The following is a 25,179-nucleotide window of genomic DNA, read 5'->3' as shown; positions in this document are numbered from 1 at the left end:
GGGCAGGGGGCGGGAACGGAAGGGAGGTCTTTCGGAAAACTCCCGCCGCCATGGCGGCCCTGCACGGGATGGCAAGGGGCTACCCCGTGCAGGGCAAGGCCGCCGGTCTAGAATTCGAACTTCAACTGCAAGCTGCCGGTCACCCCTTCGCGTACGCCGGTATAGCCCTGTACGCCAAGGTCGAAGGAGAAATCGGAATCCTTCAGAGGCGTCACGGTCAGGCCCAGTTCGCCCACGCCCGTGTCGCCTTCGAGGCTTGGGGAATCGATGTCCACGCCGTTCACGCTGCTGCGCTGCTTTCCGTCGAACTCCCGTTCCCAGTACGCGCCCGCGTAGGGGGCGATGTACTCGTTCACCGCATAGCTGAAGCGGCCGCCCAGGCGGGTGCGCAGGGAGTCGGCATCGTCAAGGCGCACCTTGTCGTCATGCACGTCCACGTTGTCGCCGTCCTGGCGGGTCCAGAGCAGCTTGGCGGAAAGGTCCAGCATGGCCTGTTCCGTGAAGCTCCACTGGTACCCCAGGCCCGCGTGCGTGCCCCAGTACATGGACGCGGCATCAAAGTCCGCCCGGTTGCCGTTGTAGCGGATATCGCCGGAAGAGAACTCCGTTTCGGCGCGGCCCAGTCGGGCGGAAGCATCGACATACGCACCGGAAAGCACGCCGCCGGTCACGTCGAAGCGCCCCAGAAGGCCGCCGCCGTAGTAGCTGGTATCGCCGTCACCCTTGACCGAAGCGTAATTGGAAAAGCTGTTGTGGGAATTGTAATTGCCCAGGCCACCTTCAAAGAACGCACCCAAGGTGACGCGGCCCAGTGGCAGGCCGTTGCCGATGGCCAGGCCGGTCAGCATGGAAAAACCGTCCACATCCACATGCGAGCCGGTGTTGTATCGGCTCCAGCCGCCGGAACCGGCGGCGAAGCTGCCAAGGTGAAAGCCGGGTCCCCTGGTGGCGAAGAGGGCCGAGCCCATGCCCTGGTTCAGGATGAGGTCCGTGCCCTGGTTGACGAAAGCCAGGGTGGCGGCACGGCCCTCGGCATACGCCTTGAGGCGTTCATACTCCGTGCCGGTGGGCGAGAGGGCGCTGAGCATGGCGGTCAGCTGTGTTTGGGTCAGGGTCAGGGTGAAGATTTCACCCGTGTCCGTGGTCACAACCAAGGAAACCGGCGTGCCGTTGATGCTGACGAGCGCATCGAGCAGCACCACCGTATCGTTCAGGCCGAGGCGCGCCAGCCTGTTGTCGATACTCAGGTTCGTCCCGGCCAGATTGGCGGTACCCACGGTAAGAAAGGTGTCGCCGCTCGCCAGCCCGGCAGGCAGTACAAGGGTCAGGTTGGCGTTGGAAACATTCAGCGTGTTGACATAAGCCCTGTTGGCGACGCTGCCGTTGGCGACGCGCAAGAAGCCGCTGTCTCCGGCCGCGACATTCAGGGTGCCAATAGATATCCCCCCGTCGGCGGCGTTCAGAAACAGCTCATGCCCGTTGCCGAGGATGGCGGTGTTTGTCATGAAATTGCCGCCCGGCAGGCCCCCTATCGCGGTCAGACTGGTGTCCAGCGTGGTGACGTCAAGAGTATTGATGTTAATAAAATAGTCGCCCCCGTCCGGGCTTTCGGCGGTGACGGAAGAGGCTATGAGAGTTCCAGCTATCCACAGATGGGGCACCCCGCTCCAGGAACCGTTTGCGCCATCCCGACCGGTGTAGACATACACGGAGTCGGCGGTGACAGTGGTTCCCGCGCTGAAGGTCAGCCAGGCGTCGCCGCCCTCGTCTCCTGCCATGCCGCCGAAGCCGCCGGTGTCGCCGCCATTGCCGCCCCGGACGGTGATGGAGTTGGTGGTGACGGTCGCTGCGTCCAATGTCTGGCTGGCGCTCCCGCCCTTGCCGCCGCGGTTGCCGGAGCCGGAGTCTCCGTTTCCGCCCTGGCCGCCGGAGATGGTAATGGAGTCGAAGGTGGTCGCACTGTTGGGGGCTGGCGTGTTGTCCGCACCGTCGGAGCCCACGCCGCCGCCTGTACCGGCAGCGCCGTCGCCGCCTGTGACGGTGAGGGGCGCCGCGTGCACCGGCGCGGCAGGCAGGGCCAGAAGGCAACAGAGCAAGAGGCAGCGGAATAAAGCGCGGCAGTATCGCGTCATGGTTTCCTCGCAGAACGGCAAGTGTGGCAGGGATAAGGAAGAGTGCCGTATACAAGGCCATGTTGCTTTTGGGCATCACCCGAAACGGGTGATATTCACTGTTGCGGCGTCCGGGGCAGCATCCGGGGCAACGTCTGGCGCAGCATCTGGCGCAGGGCCGTGCGGGAGGTGGCGCCCGTCTTGCGGTAGGCGGTCTTGAGGTGGGTTTTCACTGTGTTGGGGCTGAGGAACAGCTGTCCGGCGATTTCCGTGTTGGAAAGCCCCTGCGCCGCGAGGCTGGCGGTTTCGTATTCGCGCCGGGACAGGCCGAAGACCCCTCGGGGGGAATACAGCCTGTCGGCGATGGCCTTGCGCCCTTCCTCCATCCGTTGCCCGAGAGCCCGGACCGAGGCTGCGAAGCCGGACGCCCCGGATGCCATGGACGCCCCGGAAGCCATGGACGCCCCGGATGCCATGGACGGGGCCAGGTCTTCCAGCAGCGGCGCGATGCACGCGTGGTTTTCGGCAAGGGGCAGCAGCAGCCCGTCGGGCAGGGCCATGTCCAGCGCCTGTTGCAGGGCGTTGGCGGCCATGGTGCGTTCGCCCCGCAGCATCCATGCGGCGGCGTTGTGGACGTGGCCATGCAGCAGGGCCAGCGGGTAGCGCAGGGCGGCGGCAAGGCCCATGGCCGCGTCGTGCTCGCCCAGCAGGATTTCCGGCTTGTCCGTCAGCAGCAGGTAGCGTGCCCGGCACAGGTCGGCGAATGGCACGGCCGGGGTGAACAGGCGCTTCGCGAACGCGCCGGGCGTGCCCTCGCGCAGCCATTCCGCCATGTCCTGCGGGCGGTCCAGCAGGCCCATCAGGTACGAGCGGGCCATGTCCGCCGCCATGCGGTTGGTCTTTTGGGGGTGCGCATCCGCGATGCCGGTCATGGCGTCCATGGCGTCCACCAGGGCGTCCGTGTCCCCCCGCAGCATGGCCGCCCGCCCCAGCACGAATTCCGCCCCGATCAGGATGCTGGCCTGCCCGCGCAACGCGGCCTCGTGCCGGGCCTTGCAGGCGTGCACCTGCGCCATGGCCGCGTCGCCCCGGTACAGCAGGCATTCCGCCGCCATGAGTTCCGGCGCGCCGCTGCCGTGCCCCTGCGTCATGGCGAAGTAGTAGGGGCAATACGTCTTCATGTCGGCGCATTCGCCGTCCAGCCTGCCCGTTTCGCTGTGGTACATGAACAGGACCGACGCGTTGCCGAAGGTCCAGGAATTGTCCAGGGCCACCAGCGCAGTCATGCCGCCGGTCAGTTCCGAGGCGCGCTGCATGCGCCGCCCCATTTCCGCGATGTCGTTGTAGCGGCTGAACGCCTCCACCAGCAGCAGTTCGCCGCGCAGGTAGTCCCGCCGGTCCGGGGGCATGGGCGCGGTTTCCACCAGTTCGCCCATCTCGGCGAACAGCGCGCCGAATTCCTCGTAGCAGCCCTGGGACAGCAGTTCGAAGGCCAGCTGGATGGCGGACACGGGGTGGCGCAGCTTCATCTCGCGCGTGCAGTTGGCGGCGATGTCCGTGAGCGCCGTGGTGTAGGCCATGCCCGGCATGTCCAGCAGGCGGTTGCCTTCCATGCCGGAAAGGTCGAGCGAGAGTATCCGCTCGAAGTCGCGCAGGCGGTAATAGAACGAAATGGCCGCTTCCCAGTCGCCTTCGGCGGCGCACCAGCCGCCCGCCGCGTACAGCGCTTCGCGCTGCCGGGCGTCGGGCAGTTGGGCAAAAGCCTTGCGGGTGAATTCCAGCAGGGTGCTGTGCGGGTAGTACAGCCCCTGGGCCGCGTCGAACCGCAGCAGGGCGTTGCGTTGCAGGGCCGCCATGGTCTTGCGGGGCAGGTGGTCCCTGTCCAGCAGGAACGTGGCCTGCCGGTGCGAAAAGCATTCGAAGGGGGAAAGGCGCAGCAGGAAGTCGCGCCCGGCATCTTCCAGGCCGTTCCAGATGACGTCCCGCAGCAGCCCTTCCAGCCCGGACGCGGCGGCGAAGCCGCCCGTTTCGCGCCAGCGCCGCAGGTGCAGGGCCAGGGCGATCATCCAGCCTTCGGCGCGGCGGTGCAGTTCCGCCGCCTCTTCTTCCGCCAGCGTGATGCCGGCATGGGCGGCGTATTCCCGCGTCTCGCCGTCGGTCAGGCGCAGGTCGGCCACGTCCAGCCGCAGGTACCCGGATTTTTCGTACGGCATGATGCAGGGTTCCAGCGCGCGGGTGACCACGGCCACCCGCACCGTGGACGAATCGTGCTCCAGCAGGGCCTTCCAGACGGCCATGGGCGCAAGGGGGGCGATGTGCTGGAAGTCGTCCAGCACCAGCCATGCGGGCTGCGCGCTGTCCATTTCGCGCAGCAGGGCGGCCACGTCCCCGGCGTTGTCCTCGTCCGGCAGGCCGAGGCCGAGCAGTGTCCTGCCCGTGGGCTCGTCGATCTTCCGCACGGCCTGGCAAAAGCGCCGCCATGCGGCCTGCGGCGATTCCTCCGCGCCGACGTGCCGCACCCATGCGGTGTCCCGGGGCAGGTGCGGATGGATGTAGTTCTGCACGGCCGTGGTCTTGCCGTAGCCGGAAGGCGCCTCGATGAGCACGCTGCGCATGGTCAGGGCTTCGCGCAGCCTGTTCTTCAGCCGGGGGGAAAAATAGGGAGTGTCGGCTGGTCTCTGGCGCGCCATGACTGTCCTTGGTGAAGTGGAGGTACCGGCGGTGGATGAGGCGTTGCCGGATGCATCGGGAGTGTGCGGAAGCGCGCGAAGGGCGATTCAGGATGGAAAACTTCCGGAATTTATCCACATAGCACGGATGCAGCGCGAAAGTAAACCGGGTTATATTTCCGGATGCTTTCTCGGATGCCGCATGTCAACGGGACGTACAGTGGCGTTGCGGAATGAGAGTGGCGCTTTCGGATTCTTGTGGCAGACGTTGCGGCAGGGCACGGTGAATCTGAGACGCGGCGCATCAGGGACGCGGCGGGGACGCGGCGCGGCGGGGGCTATCCCCGCGCGGCCAGCGCCCGGCGCGCCCAGGCGGCCTGCCCCAGCGAGATGCACCCGTCGCCGGGGGGCAGTTCCGCGTGGGTCAGCACGGTAAGCCCGCGCGCGGCAAGGGCCTGGGGCAGGTGCACGGACAGGGTCAGGTTCTGCATCACCCCGCCGGACAGGGCCACCACGGGTACGCCCATGACTTCGCCCATGACCCCGGCTGCGGCGGGGGCCACGGCGGCGACCATGTCGGCAAGGCCCGCCACCAGCCCGGCGTGGAAGCGCAGCGCCACCTCGCCGGGGGGGACGCCGCGCGCCCAGTCGTCGTGCACGGCGCGGAACAGCGCATGGGTGTCGAGCACCAGCGTTTCGCCGCCGTCACGTACAGGGCGCAGGGGGCAGGGGTAGGCGTGGGCCAGGAAGTCGGCGTGGCTGCCCCCGTGCGGGGAGACGGCGTCCTGCGCGTGTTCCAGCCGGATGGCCGCCTGTCCCTCGTAGGTGATGGCGTCGCACAGGCCGAGCAGGGCGGCCACGGCGTCGAACAGCCGCCCGCAGCTTGAGGTGAGCGGGGTGTTCACCCCGCGCTCCAGCAGGCGCGGCAGCAGGGCGGCGGCCTGGGCGTGGCGGCGCAGCCACGGCCACGGACGCGCGCCATCCCGCGCGGGCTCGCGCAGGCCCAGATGCCACAGCAGCCCCTGCGCGATGCGCCACGGCTCGCGGATGGCGGCCTCGCCCCCCGGCAGGGGGATGCGGGCCAGCCGCCCCAGCCGCCGGTGGTCCAGCGCCACGTTGTCCACGTACAGCAGTTCGCCGCCCCACACCGTGCCGTCGTCGCCATGGCCCGTGCCGTCCAGGGCCAGCCCCAGGGCCGGGCCGTCGTGGCGGTTCTCCGCCAGCACGGCGTGGATGTGCGCGAAGTGGTGTTGCAGGGTCAGCGCGGGCAGGCCGCTCTGCTCCGCCTCGGCCGTGGTCATGTAGTCGGGGTGCAGGTCGCGCACCACGGCCTGCGGGGTCACCTGCAGGATGCGCGGCAGGTGCGCGGCGATTTCGCGGTGGAAGCCCAGGGTTTCCAGGTTGTGCATGTCGCCGATGTGCTGACTGACGAACGCCTTGTCCCCCCGCGTGACACACAGGGTGTTCTTGAGTTCCGGCCCCATGGCCAGCACGCACGGGCCGTCGCCCTCCAGGAACACCGGCCGGGGGGTGAAGCCGCGCGCCCGGCGCAGGAACTGCGGCGCGCCGGTGACCGGGTTGACCCGCGTCACCGAGTCGTCGGTGCGGATCAGGATGTCGCGGTCGTGCAGCAGGAACACGTCGGCGATGGACCGCAGGCGGCGCAACGCCTCGCGGTTGCCGAGGCAGATGGGCTCGCCCCCGGCGTTGCCAGAGGTCATCACCAGCGCGGGCGCGCGCCCCTCGGGCAGCAGCGCGCCGTACAGGCGCAGCAGCACGTGGTGCAGGGGCGTGTAGGGCAGCATCACCCCCACGAAGGGGGTGTCCGGTGAAACGAGGGGCGAGATGAGCGGAGAAATGGGGGGCGGGGTTGCGGAGGGGGCGGAGGCCAGCGCGCGGCACAGCACGATGGGCCGCTCGCGCCCGGCCAGCAGGGCTTCCTCCGCCGGGGAAACGTGCACGATGCGCCGGGCCGTGCCCAGGTCCGGCACCATGATGGCCAGCGGCTTGTGCGGGCGGTGCTTGCGGCGGCGCAGTTCGCCCACGGCCGCGTCGCTGGCGGCGTCGCAGGACAGGTGGAACCCGCCCAGCCCCTTCACGGCGGCGATGCGCCCTGCGGCCAGGGCGGCGGCCAGCGCCCGGATGGCCGGAGTGCCCTCGGGACGGCCCGCGCGGGGGCCGGTGTCGTGCGCCGCCCCCTGCGGCGCGCCGTCCACGTACCACACGCGCGGCCCGCACGCCGGGCAGGCGTTGGGCTGGGCGTGAAAGCGCCGGTCCAGCGGGTTTTCGTACTCCGCCGCGCACTCCGGGCACAGCGGAAAGCAGGCCATGGAGGTCTTGTCGCGGTCGTAGGGGATGAACCGGGTGATGGTGTAGCGCGGCCCGCAGTTGGTGCAGTTGGTGAAGGGGTACAGGTGGCGGCGGTTGGCCGGGTCGTCCATGTCGGCCAGGCAGTCGTCGCAGGTGGCCACGTCGGCGCTGATAAGCACCTCGTGCCCGGCCCCGCCGTCGCCGCTGGCGACGATGCGGAACCCCTCCTCGCCGTGCGCCACGGGGATGTCCTCGCGCGTGCACGAGACCACCCGGGCCAGCGGCGGCAGCTTGTGGGCCAGGTCGTGCCCGAACCCGTCAACCGATGCCGCAAGTCCCTGCACTTCGATGAACACCCCGGCGGCGGTGTTGCTCACCGTGCCGGTCAGCGCATGGTCGGCGGCGATGCGGTACACGAAGGGGCGGAACCCCACCCCCTGGACCTGCCCGGAGACGGTGAACTTGCGGCGCACGAGATCGTCTGGCATGCGGCGACCATAGCGGAAGACCCGGAACGTGAAAAGGCATGCGGCGGCGCGGCCCCCCGTACCGGTTGTCATGGTGGCGGCGCTCTTATAAAGTGCCGCAACGGTCGCGCCACGTCGGGTGCGTCTGGCCGCTTCGCGTCACGTGGCCGGGACGGCTCCGGGGGGCCGTGGCGCGACCGGTATCCGCGCGGAAACGCTGTTCGCGCGCGCAGTCCGGGGTATTTCCCTTGTACAGCGTGCGCCGGTCGGCTAGATAAAACGATTCCCGCCGCATTTCGCCGCCGCATTCCGCCGCCGGACGCGGACGGGAGCGATGCAAACCAATCCGCTTCAAGGAGGAGCCATGGGCGCTGACAAGCTTGGCGCGCGCGTGCGCAAGTACAGGGAAGACCGCAGCCTGTCCCGCGAGGAACTCGCGGACGCGGCCGGTCTCAAGACGGAATTCATCGCCGCCCTCGAGGACGACAACATGTATCCGTCCATCGGGCCGCTACAGAAACTGGCCCGCGCCCTGAACGTACGCCTTGGCACCTTCATGGACGACGCGGTGAGCCGCGACCCCATCGTGAGCCGGCAGGGCGAACGCGAGGCGGACCTGACCATGCAGAAGGCGCGCAACAGGTGCGCGTCGTTCCGCTTCCACTCGCTGGGCAAGGGCAAGAGCGACCGGAACATGGAGCCGTTCTTCATCGAGATCTGTCCGGAGCCCGTGGAGGACCGCAAGCTGTCCTCGCACCAGGGCGAGGAGTTCATCTTGGTGAACAAGGGCTCCATCCGCGTCGTGTACGGCAAGGAAGAGCATGTGCTCGGACCGGGCGACAGCATCTACTACAACTCCATCGTGCCCCACTACGTGGGGGCCGAAGGGGACGCCCCGGCCGAGATCTACGCCGTGATCTACTACCCTTAGGAGTGGAAGGGGCATGGACGAATTCGCAGTGCGCGAACGTACCCTCGGCCAGATACTGGACGAGACCGTCGCCAGATATCCGGACAACGACGCGGTCATCTACGTGGACCGCGACTACAGGCAGACCTACCGGCAGTTCGCCCAGGTGGTGGACGACCTTGCCAAGGGGCTGATGGCCCTTGGCGTGGGGCACGGCGAAAAGGTGGCCGTGTGGGCCACCAACGTGCCCTACTGGGTGGCGTTGCAGTTCGCCACGGCCAAGATGGGTGCCATCCTGCTCACGGTGAACACCAACTATCGCGAGCACGAGATCCGCTATCTGCTCACCCAGTCGGAATGCGAAAACCTGTTCATCATCGACGGGTTCCGCGACCACGACTACGTGCAGACCATCTACGACATGATCCCGGAACTGAAGACGCAGCCGCGCGGCCAGCTTCGCTGCCCCTCGCTGCCGCACCTCAAGCGGGTCATGTTCCTGGGCGCGGAAAAGCACCGGGGCATGTATTCCGTGCCCGAGATCATCAGCATGTCCGCCATGGTCACGGACGAGGAATACGCCGAGCGCCAGCGCGCCCTTGACCCGCACGACGTGGTGAACATGCAGTACACCTCGGGCACCACCGGGTTTCCCAAGGGGGTCATGCTCACCCACGTGAACATCGGCAACAACGGCTACTGGATCGGCAAGAACCAGCACTTCACCGAAAAGGACCGGGTGTGCCTGCCGGTGCCGCTGTTCCACTGCTTCGGCTGCGTGCTGGGGGTGCTGGCCGCCATCAACCACGGAGCCGCGCTGGTGATCCTGGAGAGCTTCAGCCCCATGCACGTCATGGCCTCCGTGGACCAGGAGAAGTGCACCGCCCTGTACGGCGTGCCCACCATGTTCCTGGCCGTGCTGGAGCACAAGCTGTTCGACCGGTTCGACTTCAGTTCGCTGCGCACCGGCATCATGGCCGGTTCGGTCTGCCCGGAACCGCTGATGCGCCGGGTGATCGAAAAGATGTACATGCGCGAGATCACCATCTGCTACGGCCTTACCGAAGGCTCGCCGGTGATGACCCAGAGCCTGGTCACCGACCCGTTCGAGCGCCGCGTGCAGACCGTGGGCCGGGCCATGCCGTGCATCGAGGTGCGCATCGTGGACCCGGAAACCAACGAGGAAGTCCCGCGCGGCGCCCAGGGCGAGGTGGTCTGCCGGGGCTACAACGTGATGAAGGGCTACTACAACATGCCCGAGGCCACGGCCTCCACCATCGATCCCGAGGGCTGGCTGCATTCCGGCGACCTTGGCGTCATGGACGAGGAAGGCTACGTGGTCATCACCGGCCGCATCAAGGACATGATCATCCGGGGCGGCGAGAACATCTACCCCCGCGAGATCGAGGAGTTCCTGTACGGCATGGACGGCGTGCAGGACGTGCAGGTGGTGGGCGTGGCCAGCCGCAAGTACGGCGAGGAGGTGGGGGCGTTCATCATCCCCAAGCCCGGCGTGGAACTGGCCCCCGAAGACGTGCGCGACCACTGCCGTGGCCGCATCGCCTGGCACAAGGTGCCGCGCTACATCAGCTTCATCGACGCCTATCCCATGACCGCCAGCGGCAAGATCCAGAAGTTCAAGCTGCGCGAACTGGCGTCGGAGCTGTTTCCCGAGGCCATGAAGTAGCGTTGGCCCCGAATGGTCTTTTCGTCCGTCTGATTGACGACAGCGCCCCCGGAGCATGCCGCTCCGGGGGCGCTGTGCGTGCGGCTTGATTTCCGGTGCGGTTCCGCGCAGAGTGAAGGTGCGTTGAAGCGCCGCCCCGCCGGGGGCGCGCCTGCCGGTGTCCGGGGCTGGACCCCGCGCACCGGCACGGCGGATACATGCAATGCCACGGAGCGTGAAGGAAACCGCATGTCGCTGGAAGCGGATGTTCTCGTTGCCGGGGCCGGGTTTGCCGGTCTGCGCGCCGCCGTGGCCGCCGCCCTTTCGGGGCGCGGCCTGCGCGTCATCGTGCTGGCCCCGCACGAGGGGCCGGGCGGGTCGTCCTTCGCGGGGCATGCGGGCTCGCTGGGCGTGCTGGCCCCGGCCGACGACGGGGAGCGCGACGTCATCCTGGAGCGCGCCCTGGCCATCGCCCATCCCGGCACGGCGGACCCGGCGCTGGTGAGCCTGCTGCTGGAGCAGGGCGAGGCGCGCCTGCGCGAACTGGAACAATGGGGCGTGCCCCTGACTACCGGGCCGGGGGGCGCGCGGCTGCGCCGTGCCGCCTGCTTCCTGCCCGAAATGGACGTGGCCGCCGTCATCCCCGACTGCGCGGCGGCACACGCGGTCCTGCTGCGCGTGGCCGTGGCCGCCGGTGTCGAGGTGTTGCCGGGTTTCACCCTGGCGGCCCTGGGCGTGGAGGGCGGTCCCCCCGGCAGCGCGCTGTGTCTGGAACCGTCCGGCGCCGTGCTGCCGGTGCGCGCCCGGTCCGTGGTGCTGGCCGTGGGCGGGCCCGCCTCGCTGTTCGCCAGCGACGTGTCCGGACTTGCCCGCACCGATGCAGGACAGACCGGCGCGGGGCTGGGCCTGGCCCGCGACTGCGGAGCCCGCACCGGCAACGCCTCGTTCCTCCAGTTCATGTGGTACGAGGGCGGGCATCCCTTCGCCTTTCTGCCCGAACGGGCTCACGAACTGGAGGTGGCGGGGATGGACGGCGTGCCCGCCGCCCTGCCGCGCGAACTGCGCGGCCATGTGGCCGGTCGCGCCACCCATGCCCCGTGGGGCTGGGGCCTGCCCGACGCCGCGCTGGACGCCCATCTGCTGGCCCGGATGACTCCCGCCGGGGTGGTGCCGGTGCGCTACCACGGCGAACGGGAACCGCGCCTGCTGTCGCTCATGGCCCATGCGGGCAATGGCGGCGCGCTCATCGACGGGGACGGGCGCACCTCCGCGCCGGGCCTGTTCGCCTGCGGCGAATGCGCCACCGGCATGCACGGGGCCAACCGCATCGGCGGGGCCATGGTGCTGGCCGCCCAGGTCTTCGGCCATCGGGCGGGCATCGCGGCGGCCCTGCACGCCCATTCCGTGCTGATGCCCCCGCCGCCCACCGCGCCCGATGCGGCGGAGCGCCAGTCCTCGCGCCATCCCCTGCGCCTGCGCGAGGCCATGCAGCGCCACTGCCTGCCGGGCATCCCCGGCGAGGCGTTGCAGACGGCCCGGCCCGGGCTTGCCGGCGCCACCGGCCCGGAACGGCAGCGGCAGGAACTGGAATTGTTCGTGGAACGGCTGAAGGCCCTGATGCAGTTGCCCGCCGTGGACCTGCTGGACCGCGCCCGCGTGCTCTCCGCCCTGACCGTGGCCGAACACCGCCTGCGCCGCCTGCGCGCCGAGTGCGCATCCAGTGCGCCCAATGCGCCCGGTGCGTCTGACGCGCCCGTCGCCGTGGCGTAGGGGCCCACGCGGGCGCATTCGGGCGCATTCCCCCATTCCCCCGCTTCCTTCATGGCCGCATGGAGCTCACGGACGCTTCCCGGCCCGCCGTGCGGTTGCGCACGCATCCGCGCGTCCGCGCCGGTATCCGCCTCCTGCGGCGCGTCACGCGCCAAAAAGGAAGGCCGCCCCCGCGAACGGGAGCGGCCTCGAAATCAGGCGGAAACGAAACCTACTTGATGATCTTGAACTCGCCGCGGCGGTTCTTGGACCAGGCAGCTTCGTTGTGACCTTCCACGGCGGGGCGTTCTTCGCCGTAGCTGATCATTTCCAGCTGACCGGCGTTCACGCCGGACATCACCAGGTACTCGTAGGCGGCGCGGGCGCGACGTTCGCCGAGGGCCAGGTTGTATTCCTGGGTGCCACGTTCGTCGCAGTGGCCTTCCACCAGCACGCGGATGGAGGGGAACTTCTTCAGCACGTCGGCCTTCTGCTTCAGCACTTCTTTGGATTCGGCCTTCAGGTCGAACTTGTCGAAGTCGAAGTAGACTTTGGCGTCGGTGATGATCTGCTGGGCCCGGGCAAGGGCTTCCAGCTGGGCACGACGGGCGGCGTCGTCCTCGGTGGCCATGGGGGCGCTGGTGCCTTCAGGGGTGGCGGCGACCTGCTTTTTGGCGCAGCCGAAGCCGGTGGCGAGAACCAGGGCCAGAGTCAGGACAAGCCCAAAGCGCTTTGCGGTGTTCATGTGATTCCTCCTAGACAGCTCTTCGCTCCAATAGAATTATGCAGAGAACGGTTCCTTTCCTTTATCCCTTTCCGTCGGCTTCGGCCGCAACCCTAACACCCCCGGAGTGGGACAGCAGTAATGGTATCTCTACGCCGTTTTTTGTCAAGATGGGGGATTGCGGTATCTCCACTTTCCCGCACGATTTTTTTCCGGCCCGGGCGGCCGGGGGGCCGCAATGCCCCGCCCGGAACGTTTCCCGCCGCCGCGCTGCAACCCCCGCCCCGTGAAACATCAGGGGCCGGGGACCGCCGCGCGCCGTGCGGGCCGGTGTCGATGGCGGGTTTGCGCCCCTAGTCGGGGATCATGCCCCAGTCGGGGAACGACGCGTCCCCCGCGCCCGTGGGCACCCGCTTGGCGTCGCCGCCGTGCCGGGTGATCAGGTAGATCTGCTTCGCGCCGCTGCGGGTGGAGGTGAACGCCAGGAAGTAGCTGTCGGGCGCGAAGGACGGGGTTTCGTCGGTGCCGGGGCCGAAGGTGACCTGCCGCTCCGACTGGGTGACCATGTCGTACACGAAGATGCGGTGCCCGAAGTCGGTCATGCGGGCAAAGGCGATCAGCGTGCCGTCGGGGCTGATGGACGGGGCGGTGTTGTAGTTGCCGCTGCGGCTGATGCGCGTCACCTGCCCGGTGGTCAGGTCCTTCAGGAATATCTGAGGGCCGCCCAGGCGGCTGGAGCAGAAGGCCATCTTGGTGCCGGTGGCGTCGAACGAGGGCGAAACGTCGATGGAGGCGCTGTCCTCCAGGGTGCGTTCCTTCTGGAACACGTGGTTCAGCAGGAAGATGCCGGGGTTCTTGCCGGTGGAAAGGCTGACCGCCACCTTGTTGTCGGGCATGAAGGTGGGCCCGATGACGGTGTTGCCCGGAAACTTGATGCGCTGGGTCTGGCGGGTCAGGCGGTCCCATACCCCGAGGGCGTGGGTGCGGTCGTCCATGTGGCTGAACACGATGAACCGCGCGTCGGGCGACCACGACGGGGACAGGGCTTCGCCCGGCAGGTTGGTGATCTGGCGCAGGTCGCGGCCGGTGGGCTTGCTGAGCCAGACGTCCTTCTTGTTCTTGCCGCCGGACTTCACGAAGGCCAGGGTGGACTTGAAGAACTCGCCCCGGCCGGTCAGGGCCTTCATGAGGTCGGAGCAGAACCGGTCGGCCACGTCGGGCAGCTGCGTTTCCTGGATGTCGTAGTAGCCCTTGCCGAACACCAGCTTGCCCGAATACGCCTCGTACACGCGCAGTTCGACAAAGGGCTTGCCGGGCGCGTCGCCCTGCGGCCAGCCCGCCGTGACCACAAGGTCGGTGCCCGCAAGCTGGAAGCGCTTGAAGTCGATGTCCGGGGCCTTGTAGCTTTGCAGCACCGTGCCGCCCAGGATGGCCTTGGGGTCGGTCAGGCGCAGGAACGGCAGGAAGCTCAGGTTTTCGCGGATGATTTCGTTGAGTTTCGCGCCCTGGCCGGTCACGGGCGTTCCGGGCGCGGGGCCCAGCGGGTCGGCCAGGGCGAGGTTCAGGCTGCCCTGGCCGGGGCCGTAGATGTCGATCTGCACGGGGCCCGCCGCACGGGCCGGAGCCGCCAGCGCGCAGCACGCGATGAGGCACACTGCCGCCAGAAGGCGGTGGATGGCACGATGCTGTCTCATCTTTTTCCGATCATTTCCTGAAGGTTGAAGTTGAGCACAAGGTCCTGGAATTCCGGGCTGGGCGGCGGCGGCAGCATGCCGGTCTTGCCCAGCGCCTTCAGGGTCGACGAGTCGAAGTCGGCCCGGCCCGAGGATTGCTCCACGTTGAAATCCTGGATCTGGCCGTTGGGGGCCACCTTCACCCGCACCCGCACCTGGAGGTTCTCGCGGTTGGCGAGGGCGGGGAATTCCCAGTGGCTGCGCACGATCTGCATGACCTGCATGGTGTACACCCCGGCGATGCCGACGCCGCCGGAGCCGTCGCCCCCGCTGCCGTCACCGCCGCCCGCCGCGCCGCCCCCGCCGCCGCTCTTGCCCACGGTGGCCTGCAGGGCGGACAGGGCGCTGGCCACGTCCTTGGCCCCCTGCGCGCCCGAGGTGACGCCCGCGCGGGACTTGCCCTGCTCGGGCGCGCCGCCGGTCTTGGTCTGCACGTCGGCCAGAGCCTGCTTCAATACGTCCTTGGGGTCCGGAGCCTTGGGCGCGGGCTTGGGCTCCGGCTTGGGAGGTGCGGCGGCCGTGGCGTTCTTGGAAACGTCCTTGGGCGGTTCCGGCTTGGCCTGCTGCTCGTCCTTCTTTTCGCTGATGGCCTTGGCGTCGGGCTTGGGTTCCGGTTTCGGCTCGGGCTTGGGCTCCGGTTTGGGTTCAGGCTTGGGCTCGGCCTTGGGCGCGGGCTTTTCCTGCACCTCTGGCGTGGCCACGGGCGCGGCCTTGGGCGACGACGCCGTGGGCGCGGGAGCCGGGGCGGCCTGCGGCTGCGCGGGGCCGGGAGCGGGCGCGGGCGGGGCCTTGGGGCCGCCGGGCGCGCCCAGGCTCACCAGGTCCACCTGCACCACGGGCATGTCCAGGCGCACCGGCGGCGACGCGGGCCAGAAAAAGACCAGCAGCACGATGGCGCAGTGCAGGCTGAGCGACAGCAGGAAGCTTGTGTAGCGCATGTCGACCCCGGCCTACCGCGCGGCCTTGCCGCGAAGGATGTGGAACCGGACCGTGCCGTCCTTGCATGATGACGGGATCATTTCTTCTTCGGGTCCTCGCGTTCCGCCACGACGCCGAGCTTCTCGATGCCCGCCGCCTTGATGTGACCCATCACGTCCACCACCACGCCGTAGGGCACGGCCTTGTCGGCCTGGAGGAAGAGCAGCTTGTTCTTTTCCTTGACCAGCCGTTGCAGGTAGCCTTCCAGTTCCTCGATGGTCACCTTGTACTCGTCGAGGTACATCACCCCGTCCTTGCGCACGGTGAGCAGCAGGTGGTCGCTGTCCGCGGGCAGCACCTGCACGGTGCGCGTCTGGGGCAGGTCCACCTCGAGGCCCTCGGTCATCATGGGGGCCGTGACCATGAAGATGATCAGCAGCACCAGCATCACGTCCACGAAGGGCGTGACGTTGATTTCGGCGACGAAGCCGCCCTTGTTGCCGACGGAAGCGCCCATGGGCTACCCCCGGTCCGTGCGGTCGGCGCGTTCAGCAGAGGGGCGGGCCGCGCCGCGATGGGCGTTGATCTCGCGCTGCACGCGGTTCAGGAACGCGCCCGCGAAGTTGACCAGCTGCACCTCGATGTTGCTGATCATGCCCAGGAAGATGTTGTAGCCCACGGTGGCAGGGATGGCCACGAACAGGCCGATGGCCGTGGCGATGAGCGCCTCGGAGATGCCGGGGGCCACGGTGGCCAGCGAGGCGCTCTTCATCTGGCCGATGGCGTGGAACGAATGCATGATGCCCCACACCGTGCCGAACAGGCCGATGAACGGGGCGGTGTTGGCGGCGGTGGCCAGGAACGACAGCGAGGCGGAAAGCCGGGTCATCTCGTTGCCCACGCCCTGGCGCAGCGAGCGGCGCACGTTGTCGGCCACCACGTCGCCCGAGCTGCCCGCCTCTTTCAGGCGGTTGAACTCGGCCACGCCCTGCTGGGCCACGTGGTACAGGGGCGAGGCGGCGTCGCCGCCCAGCGACTGCACGGCCTCGCGCAGGTCGCGGGCCTTCTGGAAGCGGTCCAGGCCGTCTGCGGCCTTGCGCTGGGCGGCTTTCAGGGCGAACCACTTCTGGAACATCAGCGTCCAGCTGCCGATGGACATGAGCACCAGAAGGGCGAGGACGAACTTGGCCACCAGGGTGGCCTGGGAAAGAATCGAAAGAATGCTGGTATTATCCATGACGTTGGGTGTCTCCACCGTAGTTGAGTTGTACCGTGCGGCTGGCTGGCGGCAGAGCGCCGTGGCGCCGTGCGTGGCCGGGAGGGGGGCGGGCGGGGCGTGCTGCGCGGCGCCGCAGGCGTCCGGTTTCGCCGGGCCGCGCCACACCGTGGGCGCGTCCGGCACCCCGCCCTCCATTTAGTCGTCTCGGGACAATGATGCAATGGGATTCCGGGGCTCCGGCCCGAAAAGGGGCGCACTTTTCCGGGAGCGGCGGAAAAGCGGCGCGGGGCGCGGGCTGCCGCCGCCCGGCCACGGGCCGCCGCCCGTGCGCATGCGCACCGCGCCGCGCGCCGCTCCATTCGGCCGGGTTGTGCAAAGGCCGCACTCCGCGCGGCGAGGGCATGTGCACATTGTTGCAAGTGCGCCCGGCCCCGGCTACACTCCGGCGCGTATCCGGTCCAGCCATGGGTGCCGTGCCCGGCCCGGCCCGGCCATGGGTGCCGGACCATACCATATCAAGCAGCCGCATGTCCGGGCTTCACCCCCGGCGCACGCCGGACACACTCCCCATTCCACGCAGCCTCCGTCAGGAGTATCCATGCATCGCACCACCGCCACTGGCCCGTCGATGACGCCACGCCGCATGCGCCGCCCCGCGCTCGCGGCCATTCTCTTCCTGGTGCTGGGCGCGGCCCTGGGCGCGGTCCTGGCCGGTCCCGGACTGATGGTTCCGGCGCTGGCGGCCGACGCGGCCGCGCCCGCTCCCGGCATGCCGGGGGGCATGGCCGCCACGGCCAGCGGGGGCGAATACGACATGCGCCGCGCCGTGGAATCGGCCCTGCGCGACAATCAGGGCGTGGTGGCCGCCCGCGCCGGGCGCGACGCGGCGGAAGAAGGGCGCAAGTCGGCGCGCGGCGCGTTCGGCCCGGCCGTGTCCACCTCCTACGGCTACGACCGCCTGAACGAGAAGCCCCGCTCCATGTCGCGCGAACTTGACGACGACACCTACACCTGGACCGTGGGCGTCAGCCAGCCGCTGTTCACGGGGCTGAAGCTGCTGTCCACCTACCAGAGGGCCGCGCTGGAAACCGAGCGCCAGTCCCTGACCCTGGACAAGTCGCGCCTGGACCTCACCGTGCAGGTGCAGGAGGCCTTCCTGGCCTACCTGAAGTCGGGCGAGAACGTGCGCAGCGCGCGCGACGCCCTGAACCGCCTGCTCGAACAGGCCAAGGTCACCCGGGCCTTCTACGACGTGGGGCTGCGCCCGCGCCTGGACGTGTTGCAGGCCGAGGTGGACGTGTCCAACGCCGAATCGCTGCTGATCACCGCCGAGAACAATCATTCCACGCAGCACGCCCGGCTGAACACCCTGCTCACCCTGCCCGTGGCCGACGACACCGCCTACGTGGGCACGCTGGTGCCCGTGGGCTTCGACATGACCCTGGAGCAGTGCCTGGAGCGCGCCTACCGCAACCGGCCCGACGTGCGCATCGCGGGCAAGGCCGTGGAGATAGCGGGCAAGGACGTGCGCATCGCGGACAGCGGGCTGTACCCGCAGGTTTCGGCCAACTTCAACTGGGCCACGGATGGCGACCATCCCGACGTTTCGGGCAGCACCCTGAGCCCCACCGGGTTCAGCCAGTGGTCCACCGGGCTCAGGGCCGAGTGGAGCGTCTTCGAGTGGGGCCGGACGTGGTATTCCGGCCAGCAGGCCCGCCAGGTGGAAACGCAGGTGCGCGCCGAAGAGGCCAACCTGCGCCACGAGGTGGCCTACGAGGTGCAGTCGCGCCTGCTGACCCTGACCGATTCCTCCAAGCGCATCGCGGTGGCCACCAAGGGGCTGGCCCAGGCCGAGGAGGCCTACCGCGTGGCCGTGGCCCGCTACCAGGCCCAGGTGGGCACCAACACCGACGTGCTGGACGCCCAGGCCAAGCTGACTGCCGCCGAGGCCGCCCTGACCGGGGCCAAGGCGGAATACCTGGACGCGCTGTCCAAGCTGTGGGCGGCCATGGGCGAGCTGAAGCCGTCCCTAACCGACGGGTAGGGCACCGACGGATAGCGGCGCGGCCGGAAGGCCGGTCTCGCCGTGGGGCGGACCGGGCAGCCGGGACGCACGGAACGTTTCAGGGCCGCCGGGGCAACCGGCGGCCCTGCCGCGTTTCGGGCGTGCGGCTCCACTTCGCGGTGCGGGCCGAGTCTTTTTCCGCCCAGCCCTTGACATGGGGTCTCACAAACAGTAACCATTACCAATAAATAACGTGAGGTCCCACATGACCCAGCAGCAACAGGCCCGTCTGCAACAACAGACCCGCATGACCAAGCAGCGCATGGTCATCCTTGAAGAACTGCGCCGCGTGCACTCCCATCCCACGGCGGACGAGATCTACGGCATGGTCCGGCAGCGCCTGCCGCGCATCAGCCTGGGCACCGTGTACCGCAACCTCGACCTGCTGGCCGAATCGGGCGATATCCTGAAGCTGGAGTCGGCCGGGTCGCAGAAGCGCTTCGACGGCAACATCACCCCCCACCAGCACGTGCGCTGCACCCAGTGCGGCCGCGTGGGCGACGTGATGGAACCCGTGCGCGTGCCCGACATCACGGGGGCGCGCGCGCCCGGCTTCATCATCCTTTCCGGACGGGTCGAGTTCGAGGGGGTGTGCGAGGTCTGCGCCTCGAAGAACTGAGCGCCCGGTTGTGAGCCCAGTCGCGAGCCCGGTTGTGAGCCCAGTCGGCTGCACGTCACTCTTGCGCGGGATGCGTGGTGAATGTACGGTCGCGCGATGGAGTTTTGACGGGGCGTCAGGGTGCATGACGGCCAACTGCATGGGTTGAGCGCACGAACCGTATAGGGTTCGTGCCCCATCCGCGACCGGCGGCGTCACCGGAACCCGGCATCCGGCCGCGCTGCCGGATGCGCCATCAGGCTACCTTCCCTTTTCACCCGGAACACGACGACAATTACAAGGAGCAGTCATGAAAGCCCTGAAAGGCACCAAGACCGAACGCAACATCCTGACCGCCTTTGCCGGCGAATCGCAGGCCCGCAACCGCTACGACTATTTCGGCGCCCGCGCCAAGAAGGACGGCTTCGTCCAGATCGCGGACATCTTTGCCGAAACCGCCAGCCAGGAAAAGGAACACGCCAAGCGCCTGTTCAAGTTCCTTGAAGGCGGCGAGGTGGAGATCGTCGGCGGCTTCCCGTCCGGCATCATCGGCGACACCCACGCCAACCTCATCAGTTCGGCGGCTGGCGAACACCACGAGTACACCGAAATGTACCCTTCGTTCGCGCGCATCGCCCGCGAGGAAGGCTTCGACGAGATTGCCAAGGTGTTCATGAGCATCGCCGTGGCCGAGGAATTCCACGAGCGCCGCTTCCTGGGCTTCGCCAAAAATGTGAAGGAAGCCCGCGTGTTCGTGCGCGAATCGTCCGTGGTGTGGCGCTGCCGCAACTGTGGCTACCTGCACGAAGGCACCGGGGCCCCGGACCTGTGCCCCGCCTGCGCCCACCCGCAGGCCCACTTCGAACTGCTGGGCATCAACTGGTAGGACGTTGCATCCGGATGCGGGCGGCGCAACGGCCCGCCGGTGCAACGGCATGGAACAATAATGAAGGCCCGCCGGGTTCCCCGGCGGGCCTTTTCGTGCGCTGCCGCGCGCGTGTGGCTACTTGCCCATCTGGCGGGTTGCGAATTCCAGCATCTTGCGCGCCTCGTCGAAGTCGGGCTTCAGTTGCAGCGCGGCCGAGGCGGCCTTGGCCACCTTGTCCCACTTGCCCCAGTCCACGTACAGGCGGCCGATGTTGAAGAACAGGTTGGGGTCGCGCCCGGTGTACTGGGCGGCCTTGAAGTAGTATTTTTCCGCCACCTCGAACTTGCCCATCCTGCGCAGGGCCATGCCGATGCGGTTGTACAGGTGGACGGATTCCGGGCTCTGGTCCAGGGCCTGGGCCAGGTAGTCGAAGGCGTCCTCGTACCGCCCGGCCTTCAGGAACCGCTCGCCGATGTCGCCCTTCAGCGCCGGGTCGTCGCTGAATTCCACCACCAGTTGCCGGAACACGTCGTTGGCGGCGTCGTAGTCCTTGTCGTCCAGCAGCTTCTGGCCGCGTTCCAGTTCGGCGGCCTTGCGGGCCTCCAGCAGCTTGATGTGCTCCTGCGCCTCGTTCACGGCGGCCTCGTTCACCGCCTTGACCAGTTCGCGCACGGTGTCCAGCACCTGGCGTTCCGCGCCGGGCTTGTAGTCGATCCTGAGCGGAAAGACCTTGCGCAGTTCGGGATCGTTGTCGAGGTAGGCGGAGGCGTCGGCCAGCATGCGCTCGAATTCGTCGCGCTCGGCCTTCATCAGCGGGTTTTTCAGCACCAGCACCAGCGCTTCGTGAAAGGACTGGGCGGCGGGCATGACCTTGCCCTGGCGCAGCAGGGTGCGCACCTGGGTGAGCAGTTGTCGGGCCTTGGTGAGATCGTTGGACATGCATCGCCCCCGGAATGGCGTCGCGTGGGTGGGGCAGGGCCCCGTATGCGAAGGGGCGCGGCGTGCCTGTACCGCGCCCCCTGCGTCAGGCTGCATTCAATGGCGCAGGTGATCCCTAGCGGCCCACGGCCTCCCGCACCATGCCCCTGAAACGGGCGAAGAAGTACCGGCTGTCGGTGGGGCCGGGGCTTGCCTCGGGGTGGTGCTGTACGGCCAGGATGGGTCTGGTCTTGTGGGCGAACCCTTCCAGCGTGCCGTCGTTCAGGTTCACATGGGTTATTTCTATGTCGGGCAGGCTCTCGATGTCCACGCAGAACCCGTGGTTCTGCGAGGAGATTTCGATGTGCCCGGTCACCAGGTCCTTGACCGGGTGGTTGCACCCGTGGTGGCCGAACTTCAGCTTGTGGGTGGTGCCGCCCAGGGCGTGGCCCAGCAACTGGTGACCAAGGCAGATGCCCGCCACGGGCATGCGCTCGGTCATCACGCGGATCTCGCGCACTTCATCGGTAAGGGTGGCCGGGTCGCCGGGGCCGTTGGACAGGAACACCGCCTCGGCCCTGCTGGCCGCCACCTGCATGGCCGTGAACGACGGCGGCACCACCAGCAGGTCGAAGCCCTGGTCGGTGAGCAGGCGCAGGATGTTCCACTTGATGCCGTAGTCGTACACCACCAGGCGCGGGCCGGGGCCGGGCCAGGCGTACGAGCCGTCGGCGGCCAGTTCCACCGGCTGCGGGCGGGCGCCGTCCCAGCGGTAGGGCGCGGCGGGGGCCACCCTGGTGACCAGGTTCTGGCCTTCCATGGTGGGCAGGGCGCGGGCGCGGCGCACCAGTTCGTCGCGGTCGTCCGTCTCGGTGGAGATGATGCCGCGCATGGCGCCGTTGATGCGCAGGTGGCGGGTCAGGGCGCGGGTGTCGATGCCCTCGATGCCCATGACGCCGTGCTGCGCGAGATAGTCGGGCAGCGACATCTTTGCCCGCCAGTTGGAGGGCGTCTTGCAACATTCCTTGACGATGAAGGCCTCCACATGGACCTTGCCGGATTCCATGTCCTCGGCGGTCACGCCGTAGTTGCCGATGAGAGGGTAGGTCATGCAGACCATCTGCCCGGCGTACGAGGGGTCCGTAAGGACCTCCTGGTAGCCCGTCATCCCGGTATTGAAGATGACCTCGCCGCCCGATTCGCCGCGACCGGTGAACGAGCGCCCCTCAAGCACGAAGCCGTCTTCCAGGGCCAGGAAAGCTCTCATCCTTCGTTCTCCCCAAGCAGGTTGATGATGATGCCGATGTCTTCGGGCCGGTCCACCCCGTGGGTACGGTAGGTGGTGGGCACGACCCGGATGGGAATGCCGTTTTCGAGCAGCCGCAACTGCTCCAGTTTTTCGCGCCGCTCCAGGGAAGAGGGCGGCAACTGCGTGAAGGCGCGCAACGCCTCCAGCCGGAAGGCGTACAGCCCGACATGACCGAGGTAGGCCGGGCCGTGCGCGTTGCCGCCCCTGTCGAAGGGGATGGCCGCGCGCGAAAAGTACAGCGCGTCGCCGTTGGCCGCCGTGACCACCTTGACCCGGTCGGGGCTGGCGGCCTCCGCCGCGTCTATGGCCATGGCCAGGGTGGTCACGAGCACCCGCGCCCCGTCCGCGCCGTTTGCCCTGTCCGGCCCATTCGGCCCATTTGGCCCGTTTGGCCCGGCGGCGAACGGGCTCACCAACTGGCTGAGCATGCGCGGGTCCAGCGCGGGTTCGTCGCCCTGGATGTTCACCACCACCGCGTCGTCGGGCAGCCCCTTGCCTTCGGCGTCGCGCAGCAGGCAGGCCGCCTCGTACACCCGGTCGGTGCCGCTTGCGTGGTCGGGCCGGGTCATGACGAAGGGCACCCCAAGCCGGTGCGCCGCCTCGGCGATGCGTTCGTCGTCGGTTGCCAGCACCACCTCGCGCAGTTCCGGGCAGCGGGCCGCGCGGCGGTACACATGCCAGAACATGGGCATGCCCGCGATGTCGGCCAGCGGCTTGCCGGGAAAACGGGACGAGGCGTAGCGGGCGGGAATGATGCCGTAGCAGGAAGGGGATGCCGTCATCTCGTCGGGTGGCCGCCGGGCGGCCTGCGGTTGGGGTGCGGAGTCATTGGAATGAGACTCCGGGCGCGAAACTTTCGGACAGTAACCGAAAACCGCATGCCGGGAAAGCGTCTTGTGCGTGTTTTTGCATCACCCCGGAATGTCTGACGAAAATGTAAAATTGGGGGGGCCGTGCATGGTGCGCCGCCGCCCATGCCGGCCAGCCGGTAACCGCCGTCGCCTGCCGGTGCGCGGCGCGCGCGGTTGACCGCTCTCTTCAGGTGTAGCATAACTCCGCTTCTCGCGCGGGCAAGGCCCGCCCCCCCTTTTTGTCGCGCCGCCCCTGTTTCCGGCCCGCCAGCGTCCCTCTTCCGGGCGTCCCCACCAGACCGGGACAGAGCCGGGACAGAGCCGGGCGGAACCTGACGCACCTGACCAATTCCAGACCCATTCGAGGACCATTGCCGTGAGCAGCAGACTGGAACGCGAGGCCGCGCGCCGCCGCACCTTCGCCATCATCAGCCACCCCGACGCGGGCAAGACCACCCTGACCGAAAAGCTGCTGCTGTTCGGCGGGGCCATCCAGATGGCCGGTTCGGTCAAGGCCCGCAAGGCCGCCCGCCACGCCACCTCGGACTGGATGGCCATGGAGCGCGAGCGCGGCATTTCCGTCACCACCTCGGTCATGCAGTTTCCCTACCGCGACCGGGTGGTGAACCTGCTGGACACCCCCGGCCACCAGGACTTTTCGGAAGACACCTACCGCGTGCTCACCGCCGTGGACTCGGCCCTTGTGGTCATCGACGCGGCCAAGGGCGTGGAAGCCCAGACCCGCAAGCTGATGGACGTGTGCCGCATGCGCGCCACGCCGGTCATGACCTTCATCAACAAGATGGACCGCGAGGCGTTGCACCCGCTGGACGTCATGGCCGACATCGAGCAGCACCTGCGGATCGAGTGCGCCCCCATGACCTGGCCCATCGGCATGGGGTCCAGCTTCAAGGGCACCTACGACCTGCTGCACAAGCAGTTGCATCTCTTTTCCGCCACCCATGGCGGGCGCATCCAGTCGGGCATCGTCATTCACGGCGTGGACGACCCGCAACTGGACGAATACCTGGGCGACCAGGCCGAGCAGTTGCGCATGGACCTGGCCCTGCTGGAAGAGGCGGGCACGCCCTTCGACGAGCAGCGCTACCTGAAGGGCGAGCTGACCCCGGTGTTCTTCGGCAGCGCCATCAACAACTTCGGCGTGCGCGAGATGTTGGACATGTTCGTCGAGTTCGCCCCCGGCCCGCAGCCGCGCCCGGCCGCCACCCGCGTGGTGGAGCCCGGCGAGGAGGCGTTCACCGGCGTGGTCTTCAAGATACAGGCCAACATGGACAAGGCCCACCGCGACCGCATGGCCTTCCTGCGCATCTGCTCCGGCACGTTCACGCGGGGCATGCGCCTGAAGCACCACCGCACCGGCAAGGACGTGACCGTGGCCAACGCCACCATCTTCATGGCCCAGGACCGCACCGGCGTGGAAGAGGCCTTTCCCGGCGACATCATCGGCATTCCCAACCACGGCACCATCAAGATCGGCGACACCTTCACCGAGTCGAAGGAAGCGCTGAAGTTCGTGGGCATTCCCAACTTCGCGCCGGAGCATTTCCGCCGGGTGCGCCTGAAGAACCCGCTGAAGGCCAAGCAGTTGCAGAAGGGGCTGGAGCAGTTGGCCGAGGAAGGTGCGGTGCAGCTGTTCCGCCCGCTGGTGAACAACGACTACATCCTGGGCGCGGTGGGGGTGTTGCAGTTCGACGTCATCGTGGCGCGGCTGGCGGACGAATACGGCGTGGACGCCGTGTACGAGGGCGTGGGCACGCACACGGCGCGCTGGGTGTACTGCGAGGACAAGAAGATCTTCGCGGACTTTCAGGACTACCATCGCGGCGAACTGGCCGTGGATGCGGAAGGAGCGCTGGCCTACCTGGCCCCCAACCCGTGGCGGCTGGAATCGGCCATGGAGCGATATCCCAAGGTAGAGTTCCGCACGACGCGGGAGATCAGTTAGCGCGCGCCTTTTGCCCGCTGGCTACGTCAAACTTCGCCTGCCATATCGGTCGAATACCAAAGAGTATACTCCCTCATGCCAGGCTCGTTTTCCTTGCCAGCGAACAAAAATCGCGCGCTATCCCTCGG

At 68.2% G+C, this 25,179-nt stretch carries 18 protein-coding genes; 7 read left to right on the top strand and 11 right to left on the bottom strand.

From position 1 onward, the window contains the following. Positions 1-107: 107 nt before the first annotated feature. From ACR4XJ_RS14190 to hypF, 3 genes are all read right to left on the bottom strand, one after another. On the bottom strand, positions 108-2,132 hold the full coding sequence (locus ACR4XJ_RS14190) for an autotransporter outer membrane beta-barrel domain-containing protein (protein ID WP_434755819.1): 2,025 nt from the start codon (positions 2,130-2,132) through the stop codon (positions 108-110). A gap of 95 nt (positions 2,133-2,227) precedes the next feature. Beyond that, complete coding sequence (locus tag ACR4XJ_RS14185) at positions 2,228-4,801, bottom strand: LuxR C-terminal-related transcriptional regulator (protein WP_434755818.1); 2,574 nt, start codon at positions 4,799-4,801, stop codon at positions 2,228-2,230. 317 nt (positions 4,802-5,118) lie between these two features. After that, on the bottom strand, positions 5,119-7,578 hold the full coding sequence (hypF, locus tag ACR4XJ_RS14180) for a carbamoyltransferase HypF (protein ID WP_434755817.1): 2,460 nt from the start codon (positions 7,576-7,578) through the stop codon (positions 5,119-5,121). 343 nt (positions 7,579-7,921) lie between these two features. Here hypF and ACR4XJ_RS14175 point away from each other — a divergent pair, with 343 nt between their 5' ends. The 3 genes from ACR4XJ_RS14175 to ACR4XJ_RS14165 all read left to right on the top strand — a co-directional run bounded on the left by ACR4XJ_RS14175 (position 7,922) and on the right by ACR4XJ_RS14165 (position 11,903). Further along, a complete protein-coding gene (locus ACR4XJ_RS14175; RefSeq protein ID WP_434755816.1) occupies positions 7,922-8,488 on the top strand; it encodes a helix-turn-helix domain-containing protein in 567 nt (188 codons plus the stop codon). A gap of 13 nt (positions 8,489-8,501) precedes the next feature. Further along, the gene (locus ACR4XJ_RS14170; RefSeq protein ID WP_434755815.1) at positions 8,502-10,154 is read left to right on the top strand and encodes an AMP-binding protein; all 1,653 of its coding nucleotides are present in this window, start codon (positions 8,502-8,504) and stop codon (positions 10,152-10,154) included. A 228-nt stretch (positions 10,155-10,382) separates the two neighbouring features. Then, the gene (locus ACR4XJ_RS14165; protein ID WP_434755814.1) at positions 10,383-11,903 is read left to right on the top strand and encodes an FAD-binding protein; all 1,521 of its coding nucleotides are present in this window, start codon (positions 10,383-10,385) and stop codon (positions 11,901-11,903) included. 211 nt (positions 11,904-12,114) lie between these two features. Here the strand turns inward: ACR4XJ_RS14165 and pal are convergent, their stop codons facing one another. From pal to tolQ, 5 genes are all read right to left on the bottom strand, one after another. Next, positions 12,115-12,627 carry a peptidoglycan-associated lipoprotein Pal gene (pal, locus tag ACR4XJ_RS14160; RefSeq protein ID WP_434755813.1) on the bottom strand — a complete coding sequence of 171 codons (513 nt, stop codon included), beginning with the start codon at positions 12,625-12,627 and terminating at the stop codon, positions 12,115-12,117. Between the two features lie 332 nt (positions 12,628-12,959). Further along, positions 12,960-14,300, bottom strand: coding sequence for a Tol-Pal system beta propeller repeat protein TolB (gene tolB, locus ACR4XJ_RS14155; RefSeq protein ID WP_434755812.1), 1,341 nt, complete (start codon positions 14,298-14,300; stop codon positions 12,960-12,962). Next, a complete protein-coding gene (gene tolA, locus ACR4XJ_RS14150) occupies positions 14,297-15,277 on the bottom strand; it encodes a cell envelope integrity protein TolA (protein WP_434755811.1) in 981 nt (326 codons plus the stop codon). Before tolA ends, tolB begins: the two co-directional genes overlap by 4 nt. A gap of 77 nt (positions 15,278-15,354) precedes the next feature. Next, positions 15,355-15,774: a protein TolR gene (tolR, locus tag ACR4XJ_RS14145; RefSeq protein WP_007526107.1), complete on the bottom strand. Its 420-nt coding sequence runs from the start codon at positions 15,772-15,774 to the stop codon at positions 15,355-15,357. A 3-nt stretch (positions 15,775-15,777) separates the two neighbouring features. After that, positions 15,778-16,494, bottom strand: coding sequence for a protein TolQ (tolQ, locus tag ACR4XJ_RS14140; RefSeq protein WP_434755810.1), 717 nt, complete (start codon positions 16,492-16,494; stop codon positions 15,778-15,780). A 580-nt stretch (positions 16,495-17,074) separates the two neighbouring features. Between tolQ and ACR4XJ_RS14135 the strand changes: the two genes are divergently transcribed. The 3 genes from ACR4XJ_RS14135 to rbr all read left to right on the top strand — a co-directional run bounded on the left by ACR4XJ_RS14135 (position 17,075) and on the right by rbr (position 20,025). Beyond that, positions 17,075-18,520, top strand: a complete 1,446-nt coding sequence (locus ACR4XJ_RS14135; protein ID WP_434755809.1) for a TolC family protein — start codon at positions 17,075-17,077, stop codon at positions 18,518-18,520. Between the two features lie 226 nt (positions 18,521-18,746). Further along, complete coding sequence (locus ACR4XJ_RS14130; protein WP_434755808.1) at positions 18,747-19,160, top strand: Fur family transcriptional regulator; 414 nt, start codon at positions 18,747-18,749, stop codon at positions 19,158-19,160. Positions 19,161-19,449: 289 nt separating this feature from the next. Beyond that, positions 19,450-20,025 carry a rubrerythrin gene (gene rbr, locus ACR4XJ_RS14125; protein WP_434755807.1) on the top strand — a complete coding sequence of 192 codons (576 nt, stop codon included), beginning with the start codon at positions 19,450-19,452 and terminating at the stop codon, positions 20,023-20,025. Between the two features lie 117 nt (positions 20,026-20,142). On the opposite strand, the gene ACR4XJ_RS14120 is transcribed toward rbr, so the two are convergent. The 3 genes from ACR4XJ_RS14120 to ACR4XJ_RS14110 form a co-directional block, all read right to left on the bottom strand. After that, a complete protein-coding gene (locus tag ACR4XJ_RS14120) occupies positions 20,143-20,946 on the bottom strand; it encodes a tetratricopeptide repeat protein (RefSeq protein ID WP_434755806.1) in 804 nt (267 codons plus the stop codon). Between the two features lie 115 nt (positions 20,947-21,061). Continuing rightward, positions 21,062-22,192 (bottom strand): glutamine-hydrolyzing carbamoyl-phosphate synthase small subunit, encoded by a 1,131-nt coding sequence (gene carA / locus ACR4XJ_RS14115; protein WP_434755805.1) that lies wholly within the window; start codon positions 22,190-22,192, stop codon positions 21,062-21,064. After that, entirely contained in the window at positions 22,189-23,016 is an 828-nt protein-coding gene (locus tag ACR4XJ_RS14110; RefSeq protein ID WP_434755804.1) for a 3-deoxy-manno-octulosonate cytidylyltransferase, read from the bottom strand. The genes carA and ACR4XJ_RS14110 overlap by 4 nt, the downstream gene beginning before the upstream one ends. A gap of 445 nt (positions 23,017-23,461) precedes the next feature. Here ACR4XJ_RS14110 and ACR4XJ_RS14105 point away from each other — a divergent pair, with 445 nt between their 5' ends. Continuing rightward, positions 23,462-25,051, top strand: coding sequence for a peptide chain release factor 3 (locus ACR4XJ_RS14105; protein ID WP_333506438.1), 1,590 nt, complete (start codon positions 23,462-23,464; stop codon positions 25,049-25,051). The last annotated feature ends 128 nt before the right edge of the window (positions 25,052-25,179 follow it).

The organism is Nitratidesulfovibrio sp. D1 (genome assembly GCF_051133415.1).
Lineage (GTDB): Bacteria > Desulfobacterota > Desulfovibrionia > Desulfovibrionales > Desulfovibrionaceae > Cupidesulfovibrio.
Note: the sequence above shows the minus strand (reverse complement) of the source record. Positions and strands in the feature narration are given on the sequence as shown.